General features: G+C 66.7%; 8 protein-coding genes. 2 read left to right on the plus strand and 6 right to left on the minus strand.

Going from position 1 to position 9429, the window contains the following annotated elements:
- Window positions 1-152 precede the first annotated feature (152 nt).
- Complete coding sequence (locus tag QRO95_RS24370; RefSeq protein WP_043403003.1) at window positions 153-1136, minus strand: LysR family transcriptional regulator; 984 nt, start codon at window positions 1134-1136, stop codon at window positions 153-155.
- Between the two features lie 207 nt (window positions 1137-1343).
- On the opposite strand from QRO95_RS24370, the gene cysK reads away from it, so the two are divergent.
- Entirely contained in the window at window positions 1344-2303 is a 960-nt protein-coding gene (cysK, locus tag QRO95_RS24375; protein WP_285303653.1) for a cysteine synthase A, read from the plus strand.
- A 292-nt stretch (window positions 2304-2595) separates the two neighbouring features.
- The gene (locus QRO95_RS24380; RefSeq protein WP_032127873.1) at window positions 2596-3195 is read left to right on the plus strand and encodes an O-acetyl-ADP-ribose deacetylase; all 600 of its coding nucleotides are present in this window, start codon (window positions 2596-2598) and stop codon (window positions 3193-3195) included.
- Window positions 3196-3286: 91 nt separating this feature from the next.
- On the opposite strand, the gene QRO95_RS24385 is transcribed toward QRO95_RS24380, so the two are convergent.
- The 5 genes from QRO95_RS24385 to QRO95_RS24405 form a co-directional block, all read right to left on the minus strand.
- Window positions 3287-4435, minus strand: coding sequence for a hypothetical protein (locus tag QRO95_RS24385; protein WP_032127872.1), 1149 nt, complete (start codon window positions 4433-4435; stop codon window positions 3287-3289).
- A 129-nt stretch (window positions 4436-4564) separates the two neighbouring features.
- Window positions 4565-5569, minus strand: coding sequence for a class I fructose-bisphosphate aldolase (locus tag QRO95_RS24390; RefSeq protein WP_010481439.1), 1005 nt, complete (start codon window positions 5567-5569; stop codon window positions 4565-4567).
- A 196-nt stretch (window positions 5570-5765) separates the two neighbouring features.
- Window positions 5766-7232, minus strand: a complete 1467-nt coding sequence (gene pyk, locus QRO95_RS24395) for a pyruvate kinase (protein WP_032127871.1) — start codon at window positions 7230-7232, stop codon at window positions 5766-5768.
- A gap of 214 nt (window positions 7233-7446) precedes the next feature.
- On the minus strand, window positions 7447-8100 hold the full coding sequence (locus QRO95_RS24400) for an HAD hydrolase-like protein (RefSeq protein ID WP_032127870.1): 654 nt from the start codon (window positions 8098-8100) through the stop codon (window positions 7447-7449).
- Window positions 8097-9272: a phosphoglycerate kinase gene (locus tag QRO95_RS24405; protein WP_285303654.1), complete on the minus strand. Its 1176-nt coding sequence runs from the start codon at window positions 9270-9272 to the stop codon at window positions 8097-8099. Before QRO95_RS24405 ends, QRO95_RS24400 begins: the two co-directional genes overlap by 4 nt.
- Window positions 9273-9429: the final 157 nt, after the last annotated feature.

Raw genomic sequence — 9429 nt, forward strand, 5'->3', positions numbered from 1 at the left:
CCCATGGATGGGTTTACGGCGTGTCCTGCCTGCCCACACCGCCCCGCCATCCCACAGGAAACCCGCATTTGATGTTGATGTTGCTTCTGAGGTTGCCGGCCAGCGGCCGGCACTACCGCGGGTGCAGGGCTGCAAGCCCTGCTCGACCCACCTCACACCGTGATGGTCTGGGTCAGTGACTCCCACGTCGGTGGCACCGGCCACGCCGCCGCCTGGTTGCCATCCAGCACCCTGCGCAGATCACGCGGATCGATCTGCGGTGCCAGCACGTGCACCAGCTCCAGCGCGTAATCACGCAGCACGCGATCGCGAGGCAGCACCGCCCAGGCAATGCACTCAGTGATCGGCTCCGGGGCCGGCCACGACCTCAGGTCTTCGTCGTTGGAACTGACCGCCATCTCCGCCAGCAGGCCCACGCCCAGACCGGTACGCACGTAGGTCTTGATCAGGTCGGCATCCAGCGCGGTCAGCGCCAGATCCGGCACCAGGCCGTTCGCAGCGAAGGCGCGCTGCAACGAGGAATTCGGCCGGGTCGAGGATTCGTAGCTGATCAATGGCTGGCGGGCAAGCGCGGCCAGGTCTGGGGCGCGGCCGGCGCGGTCCAGCGGGTGGCCCTTCGGTACCACCACCAGGCGCCGCCAGCGGAACAGCGGCACCGCGATGCCATCGGTGGGCTCACCGCCAGCGGTGCTGATGATCGCAATATCGGCATCACCCTGATTCAAGCGGTCCAGCGCGTCGGCTTCGCCGGCCTGCTGCAGGTGCACGCTCACCTGCGGGTAGGCCTGCTTGATCGCTGCCACCGCCGGCGGCAGCACGAAGCGCGCCTGGGTGTGGGTGGTGGTCAGGATCAGCTGGCCCTGGCTCTCGCGGCGCTGGTTGGCCGCGTAGGTGCGGATGTTGTTGGCCTCGGCCAGCACCGCGCGGGCGCGGGCGATGACCTCGGTGCCGGCCGGGGTGACCGACTCCAGGCTGCGGCCCTTGCGCACGAACAACAGGAAACCCAGCTCGTCCTCCAGCTGCTTGAGCTGCTTGGACAGGCCGGGCTGGGTGGCGTGCACGCGCGAGGCGGCCAGCGTGATGTTCAGCTCGGCGTCGGCGATGGCAACCAGGTAGCGCAGCTGGGTCAGCGTCATGGGAGGCAGGCGGCGTGGGGCGGAGGTCCACTCTAGGGTCAATTGCCGTCACCAGCTTATAACCAAAGGTTGTTTAAGAAAGGTATCTGGTCATTTCCGGGCGTCATATGCCGGCGCTACGGTCAGCCGGCAGCCGCTGGCCTGAACAGCCAGCCCTCCCCCTTCGCCCGCCGAAGCCCGGCGCGGCCCCGTTTCCGGAGCGCTTCCATGGCCCTGTACGACTCCATCCTCGATACCGTCGGCAACACCCCCATCGTCAGGCTGCAGCGCCTGGCGCCCGCGCAGGTCAGCGTCTACGCCAAGGTCGAGTCGTTCAACCCGGGCGGTTCGGTGAAGGACCGTCTGGCGCTGGCGATCATCCTCGACGCCGAGGCACGCGGCCTGCTCAAGCCGGGCGACACCATTGTCGAAGCCACTTCAGGCAACACTGGCGTGGCACTGGCGATGGTCGCCGCCGCGCGCGGCTACAAGTTCGTGGCCACCATGGTCGAGACCTTCTCGGTGGAGCGCCGCAAGCTGATGCGCGCCTATGGTGCCAAGGTGATCCTGACCCCGGCCGCCGAGCGCGGCAGCGGCATGGTGCGCAAGGCGGCCGAACTGGCCGAGCAGCACGGCTGGTTCCTGGCCAGCCAGTTCGCCAACCCGGCCAACCCGGCCTATCACCGCAACACCACCGCTGCCGAGATCCTGCGCGACTTCGCCGGCAAGCGGCTGAACTACTTCGTCAGTGGCTGGGGCACGGGTGGCACGCTTACCGGCGTGGGCGAAGTGCTGAAGGTCGCGCGCCCGCAGACCCGCATCATCGCCACCGAACCGGCCGGCGCCGCGCTGCTGAAGGGCGATGACTGGAAGCCGCACAAGATCCAGGGCTGGACCCCGGACTTCGTGCCGGACGTGCTCAACCGCGATGTGGTGGACGAACTGGTCTCGGTCGAAGATGACCGCGCGATCGCCACCGCGCGTCGCCTGGCTGCGGAGGAAGGCATCTTCGTCGGCATTTCCGCCGGCGCCACCGTGGCGAGCGCGCTGGACGTGGCCGCCCGCGCTGAACCGGGCTCGGTGATCCTGGCAATGCTGCCCGATACCGGCGAGCGCTATTTCTCCACACCGCTGTTCGCCGATGTGAATGAGGGTTCCGACGACGACTGGCTGGCCGGCCTGCCGTGAGCTCAGGGTCGGATCCCGTTTTCGTTCAAGGTAGCGCCGGGCCATGCCCGGCGTTGCTGTTTCCGGCATTCGCTTCGTTCACCATCCGCCGGACATGGCCCGGCGCTACCGTTTCGCCACCTCCCCCTTTCTGCTTCAGCCTGCGTGAAGGCGTCGCCCGCCATCGTGCGTGAAGGCCGTCGGATCGCAGCGCGTGAGACGGTCATGACGCAGTATCGATGCCCTGTCCCCTACCGTGGGAACAGCCGGCGCAGATGCTGCGCGGAACACCTCACAGGCAGGAGACGGACGCATGAAGATCGAAGTTTGGCAGGGCGATATCACGACCCTGGCGGTGGATGCGATCGTCAACGCGGCCAATGAAACACTGCTCGGCGGCGGCGGCGTCGACGGCGCGATCCATCGCGCTGCCGGGCCGGCATTGCTGGCCGAGTGCGAGCAGTTGCCGGAGCTGCGTCCGGGCGTGCGTTGCCCAACCGGCGAAGTGCGCGCCACCGACGCTTACGCATTGCCTGCGCGGCATGTACTGCACACGGTGGGCCCGGTCTGGCACGACGGCCAGCGCGACGAACCGGCATTGCTGGCCAACTGCTACTGGAAATCGCTGCAGTTGGCCGAGTCGCTGGGCGTGAAGTCGATCGCGTTCCCGGCGATCAGCTGCGGTGTGTATGGCTATCCGCTGTACCAGGCCGCGCAGATCGCAGTGACGGAAACACTGGCGTGGCAGCGCAGCCATGCACAGCCGATGCGCATCGTGCTGGTGGCGTTCAACACTGCTACGGCGAAGGCCTACCAGCAGGCATTGAGCGCCGCGGGACAAAGCACGGACAACGAACCGCGTGGATCGATGCTGCCGCCTCTGGGCGATGCGGGCTTCGCCGCTGCGCACTGAACCGCAGCGCTTCCGGTAAAAGGAAAGGCCGGGCATTGCCCGGCCTTTCCCGTTGCGGCCTTGAGGTCATCCACGCTACGTGTGGATCACCTCAACGGCTGGCTGCTTCCACCGCAGCAGCGGCGTCATCGGCCACGGCAGCAGCGGCATCCGCAGCGGCGCGTGCGGCCGAGACGGCAGCACCGTCGGCGCTGGCACCTTCGACCTGCACGCGCACTTCCACCAGGCCCGCACCGTTGTTCAGGCTGGACACGTCGACGGTGTAGTGACCGGCCGGCAGCGTCTCTTCCAGGCGTGCATTGGTGCCATTGCCACCGTCGTCGTCGGTCAGCTCGACGGCGCCGCCGACCACGCGCAGCACGGTATCGACCTGGCTGGAAATCGCATCCAGGCGCACGTCGGCCGGACGATCCAGGGTCAGCAGGAAGCGGCGGCGGCCTTCGTTGTCCAGCATGGTGTACGCGCTGCCCGACTTCGGCAGTGCCGTGCCATCGCGATCCACCAGGTTGCCTGGCAGTTCAATGCGGGTGGCCGACAGGGTGAACATGCCATTGACGCCGTCGCCGAGGCCGCGTGCAGTCAGGGTGTACTTGCCCGGCTTCAGCGAGAGGTTCAGGCGCGAGTTGGTGCTGTCGCCGCCGTCATCGTTCTCGGCATCCACGCCCTGGCCGGACAGCTTCAGCACCGGATCGAAGACATCCGAGACGAGGCGGATCTCGTACAGGCCCGCCTTCTCCACCTGCAGGGTGTAGTCCTGCGAGTTGCTGGCCAGCATATCGACGATCTCACCACTGCCCACCAGCGGCTTGCCGTCGTACGGCTTCAGCTTCTCGGCGCGCAGGCGGTACGGACCAAAGGCGCTCGGACCGTTGGCGTTGACCGCCACCTGGTAGGTGCCGCCACCGTTGGCACGGAAGGCCAGCGAGACATCGCCTTCGCGTTCGTAACCGGTATTGCTGGTGGACACCAGGCTGCCGTTGTTGAACACGGCAATCGAACCGGTCAGTGCGCCGGTGAGCTTCAGGCCGACCAGTTCCCTGTCTTCCAGCTTGATCTGGTACAGCTGGTGATGGCTGCCGTCGTTGAAGTTGATGCCGCTGCGCGAGGTGATCTCGCCGGACACCGGCTTGTCGAAATCGAGCGACGCGGCCTTGCCTGCGTCACCACCGCCACCGATGCGGTTGCAACCGCCGGCGATCAGGACCGTGGCGACGGCCAGTGTGATTGCTGCCAAACGCATGTTTTTTCTCCTTGGCCTTCCATGTATGTCCCGCACACCGGCCCGGTGCGTGGGGGCGGAAAAGATACCCGCAAAAGCAAACGCCGGCGTGATGCCGGCGTTGCCCTGTTCATCCTGCGATGGGACGGATCAACCGTTCCACTTGCCCAGCGCGGCCAGGCCGTTGTCCTTGGCGCGCTCGTACACGGTCTTCTGGGCGGCAGCGTAGTTGCCCTTCATGTCCTTGGCCCACAGCTTCAGCGCGGCCTGCTGCATGGCGCGGCCGTAGGAGAAGCTCAGCGGCCACGGCAGGTTGCCCAGCTGGTTCATCGCGTTCAGATGCTCGGTGGACTGCTCGTCGCTCTGGCCACCGGACAGGAACACCACGCCCGGCAGGATGGCCGGCACGGTGCTCTTCAGGCACATCACGGTCGACTCGGCCACTTCCTCGACGTCGGCCTGCTCATCGCAGCCCTTGCCGGAGATGACCATCGAGGCCTTCAGGATGGTGCCTTCCAGCAGCACGTTCTGCTGGTACAGGGCATCGAACAGCGAACGCAGGGTGGCTTCGGTGACTTCGTAGCAGGTCTCGATGTCGTGGTCGCCGTCCATGATCACTTCCGGCTCGACCATCGGCACCAGGCCGCATTCCTGGCACAGGGCGGCATAGCGGGCCAGCGCGTGGGCGTTGGACTCGATGCAGGTGCCCGACGGAATGCTTTCGCCGATGTTGATCACCGCACGCCACTTGGCGAAGCGCGCACCCAGCTTGTAATACTCCTGCAGGCGCTCGCGCAGGCCGTCCAGGCCTTCGGTCACCAGCTCGCCCGGGCAGCCGGCCAGCGGGTGCGCACCCTTGTCCACCTTGATGCCCGGAATCATGCCGTGGTCGGCCATGTACTTGGCGAACGGCACGCCGTCCTTGGTCGACTGACGGATGGTTTCGTCAAACAGGATGGCGCCGGAAATGTGCTCGTTGAGCTTCGGCGTGGTCAGCAGCAGTTCGCGGTAGGCACGACGGTTCTCCTCGGTGTTCTCGATACCGACGCCTGCGAAACGCTTGGCGATGGTAGCGGTGGATTCGTCGATCGCGATGATGCCCTTGCCCGGGGCAACCATGGCCTGGGCGGTTTCAGCCAGCTGTTCGATGCTCATGTACTTCCTGTGGCGGGTGCGGGAAAAACGTAAGTATAGCCCCGCCGCCCGTTGCACCGACGTGCAGGGCAGTCTGGAAACGATTCCAATGTCCGCACCGGACAGACGATGTCCTGTTGCGCCGGGTCACGACCCCTTCAGGGATCTGACCCCGGGTCGGACCCGCGCAGCGGCTCCGACCCGGGGCCGCCTGGGTTTACAGATCGCCCAGGCCGCTGGCGCGGCCGTCTTCGCCCACTTCCAGCAGGCGCAGGGTGTTGGTCGCGCCCAGGGTTTCCATGTGCTCACCGCTGGTGAACACGACGCGGTCACCGGCCTGCAGCAGTTCGGCTTCCACCAGCAGGCGGATGCTGCCGCGTGCGGCTTCACGCGGGGTCAGGCCACGGCTGTCGAAGTTGATCGGGTAGACATCGCGCATCAGCGCCATCTGGCGGCGTGCACCGTCGTGGCGGGTGACCGCGAACACCGGCGCCTTGGCGCGGAAACGCGACAGGTAGCGAGCAGTGCCACCGGATTCGGTCATCGCCACGATCGCGCGCACGCCCACGTGCTGCGACAGGAACATGGTGGCCATGGCAATGGCCTGGTCGGCACGTTCCAGGTTGCGCGGCGAAGCGTTGAAGTCGGTCTCGGTCTGGAACTGGCGCTCTGCACCCAGGCAGATGCGCGCCATCGCTTCCACGGCCTTGACCGGCCAGGCACCGGCAGCGGTCTCGGCCGACAGCATCACCGCGTCGGTACCGTCGATGACCGAGTTGGCCACGTCCAGCACTTCGGCACGGGTCGGGATCGGGCTTTCGACCATCGACTGCAGCATCTGCGTGGCGGTGATCACCACCTTGTTCTGCGCCAGCGAGGCCTTGATGATCTTCTTCTGCAGGCCCGGCAGTTCGGCATCGCCGATTTCCACGCCAAGGTCGCCACGGGCCACCATCACCACGTCGCTGGCCTCGACGATCTCTTCCAGGTTCTCGATCGCCTCGGTGCGCTCGATCTTCGACACCAGCGCGGCATCGCAGCCGTGCGAGCGGGCGATCTCACGCGCGTCGTTCATGTCCTGCGCATTGCGGCAGAACGACACGGCGATGAAGTCGACGCCGATCTTGGCGACGATGCCGATCAGTTCCTTGTCGCGCTCGGTCAGCGCGCCCAGCGACAGGCCACCGCCCTGCTTGTTCAGGCCCTTGCGGTCGGACAGCACACCGTCGTTCAGTACGGTGTTGATGATGCGTTCGCCCTGCACTTCCACCACCTGCAGCTGCATCAGGCCGTCGTCGAGCAGCAGCACATCGCCCGGACCCACGTCCTGCGGCAGGCCGAGGTAGCTCACGCCCACCTGGGTGGCGTCACCCGGGCCGGCGCTGGTGCTTGCGATCAGGTCGAAGCGGTTGCCCGCCTTCAGCTGTACCTTGCCTTCGGCGAAGCGCTCGATGCGGATCTTCGGGCCCGGCAGGTCGGCCAGGATGCCGACTTCCACGCCCACGCGGGCGGCAGCAGCGCGCACTTCGGCAGCACGCTTGGCCTGGCCGGAGGGATCGCCATGGCTGAAGTTCAGGCGCACCACGTTGACGCCGGCGCGGAACAGATCCTCCAGCACGCCCGGCGGATCAGTGGCCGGACCGAGGGTGGCAAGGATCTTGGTGCGACGCTGACGCTCGAACATGGTGAATGGGCCTCTCCCGATAAAGAACGGAAATTAGCACATCCTTCACGCCGCATGTATACGGTTACAGCCTTGTGCGGCCTGACTTCGCGGGTCATCGAACGGACATCGGCCGGACATACGCTGGCGCAGGGTGGCGGTAGCGCCGGGCCATGCCCGGCGGGTGCTGGGTTAAGCCGCCGGGCATGGCCCGGCGTTACCGATCAACGGCGCATCACGCCAGCAGCGTTTCCAGCTGTACCGGCTCACGGGCGAGCTGGCCAGCACCGGCGGCAGTGAGTTCCTCCTCACCACCAAAGCCCCACAGCACGCCGACGCTGCGCAGGCCATGGTGACGCGCGCCTTCAATGTCCATGCGGCGGTCGCCGATCATCCAGCACTGCGCGGGCTGCACCTGCAGCCGACGCAGCGCCTCACCGACCAGTTCCGGCTTGTGGCTGCGCGAGCCATCGAGGGTTGAACCGACGATCTCCTCGAACAGCCCACCGAACGGCAGGTGGGCAAGGATGCGGCGCGCGTGCGGCTCGTTCTTGGCAGTGACCACCGCCAGGCGATGGCCACGACCATGCAGCGTGCGAAGGGTGTCTTCCACCTGCGGGTACACCGTGTGCTCGCGCCAGCCCTCGGCGTCGAAGCGCTCACGGTAGTAGCCCACCGCCTGTTCCACCCGCGCCGGTTCACCGAACAGCGGCGCGAAGGTGGTGCGCAGCGACGGACCGATCCAGCCCAGCAGGGTCTCCTGCGGTGGCACCGGATGGTCCATCTTCTGAAGCGCATAGGCGATGCAGGCGGTGATACCCACCTGCGAATCGATCAGCGTGCCGTCCAGGTCGAAGAACAGGACATCCTTGCTGCGATCGGCACTCATGCGCCGCGCGCGTCGAGTGCGGCCACCGCCGGCAGGGTCTTGCCTTCCAGGAATTCCAGGAACGCACCGCCACCGGTGGAGATGTAGCTGACCTGCTGGGCGATATCGAACTTGTCGACCGCGGCCAGGGTGTCGCCGCCACCGGCGATGGAGAACGCCGGCGAACTGGCGATGGCACGGGCCAGCGCTTCGGTGCCCTTGCTGAAGGCCTCGAATTCGAACACACCGACCGGACCGTTCCAGACCACGGTACCGGCCTTCCCGATCAGCTGCGCGTACTGCGCCGCGGTCTGCGGGCCGATGTCCAGGATCAGGTCGTCTTCGGCAACGGCGTCGACCGCCTTCACTTCGGCAACCGCGTCCGGCATGAACTGCTTGGCGGTGACCACGTCCACCGGCAGCGGGATATCGGCGCCACGCGCCTTGGCATCGGCCACGATCTTCTTCGCGGTGTCCAGCAGGTCCGGCTCGTACAGCGACTTGCCGACGTTGTGGCCGGCGGCAGCGATGAAGGTGTTGGCGATGCCACCACCGACGATCAGCTGATCGACCTTGCCGACCAGGTTGGCCAGCAGTTCCAGCTTGGTGCTGACCTTGCTGCCGGCGACGATGGCCAGCAGCGGCTTGGCCGGTGCATCCAGCGCCTGCGCCAGCGCGTCCAGTTCGGCCATCAGCAGCGGGCCACCGGCAGCGACCGGGGCGAAGCGGATGACGCCATGGGTCGAGGCCTGCGCACGGTGCGCGGTGCCGAAGGCATCCATCACGAACACATCGCACAGGGCGGCGTACTTCGTCGACAGGGCTTCATCGTCCTTGCCCTCGCCGACGTTCATGCGGCAGTTTTCCAGCAGCACCAGCTGGCCCGGCTGCACGTCGACACCGTCGACCCAGTCGCGCACCAGCGGAACCTCGCGACCGAGCAGCTCGGACAGGCGCTGGGCCACCGGCGCCAGCGAATCGGCTTCGCTCCACACGCCTTCCTTCGGGCGCCCCAGGTGTGAGGTGACCATCACCGCCGCGCCCTGCTCCAGCGCGCGCTTGAGCGTCGGCAGCGAAGCGGTGATGCGCTGTTCGGAGGTGATGCGGCCATTCTCGATCGGCACGTTCAGATCCTGGCGGATCAGCACGCGCTTGCCGGAGAGGTCGAGGTCGGTCATGCGGACGATGGACATGGGCAACTCTTTGGCTCAGGGACGGGATGCCGGGCTACGGCAGACGGCCATTGTATCGGGTGCGGGTGGTGGGAGGGCCGATGCCTGCGGCAGGCAGAGGCGCAACTGCAACTGCAACAGCGAGAGCCAAAGCGCTGGCGCCTTGTGATGCTGGGGC

Origin of the sequence: Stenotrophomonas maltophilia group sp. Smal13 (assembly GCF_030236855.1) — a bacterium.
In the GTDB taxonomy this organism is placed as follows: Bacteria; Pseudomonadota; Gammaproteobacteria; order Xanthomonadales; family Xanthomonadaceae; genus Stenotrophomonas; species Stenotrophomonas maltophilia_A.

What these genes read in the sequence shown, in the direction of transcription:
- cysK (WP_285303653.1), top strand. Translation starts at nt 1,344, where the DNA reads ATGGCCCTGTACGACTCCATCCTCGATACCGTCGGCAACACCCCCATC.
- QRO95_RS24405 (WP_285303654.1), bottom strand. Translation starts at nt 9,272, where the DNA reads ATGTCCATCGTCCGCATGACCGACCTCGACCTCTCCGGCAAGCGCGTG.
- QRO95_RS24400 (WP_032127870.1), bottom strand. Translation starts at nt 8,100, where the DNA reads ATGAGTGCCGATCGCAGCAAGGATGTCCTGTTCTTCGACCTGGACGGC.
- QRO95_RS24385 (WP_032127872.1), bottom strand. Translation starts at nt 4,435, where the DNA reads ATGCGTTTGGCAGCAATCACACTGGCCGTCGCCACGGTCCTGATCGCC.
- pyk (WP_032127871.1), bottom strand. Translation starts at nt 7,232, where the DNA reads ATGTTCGAGCGTCAGCGTCGCACCAAGATCCTTGCCACCCTCGGTCCG.
- QRO95_RS24390 (WP_010481439.1), bottom strand. Translation starts at nt 5,569, where the DNA reads ATGAGCATCGAACAGCTGGCTGAAACCGCCCAGGCCATGGTTGCCCCG.
- QRO95_RS24370 (WP_043403003.1), bottom strand. Translation starts at nt 1,136, where the DNA reads ATGACGCTGACCCAGCTGCGCTACCTGGTTGCCATCGCCGACGCCGAG.
- QRO95_RS24380 (WP_032127873.1), top strand. Translation starts at nt 2,596, where the DNA reads ATGAAGATCGAAGTTTGGCAGGGCGATATCACGACCCTGGCGGTGGAT.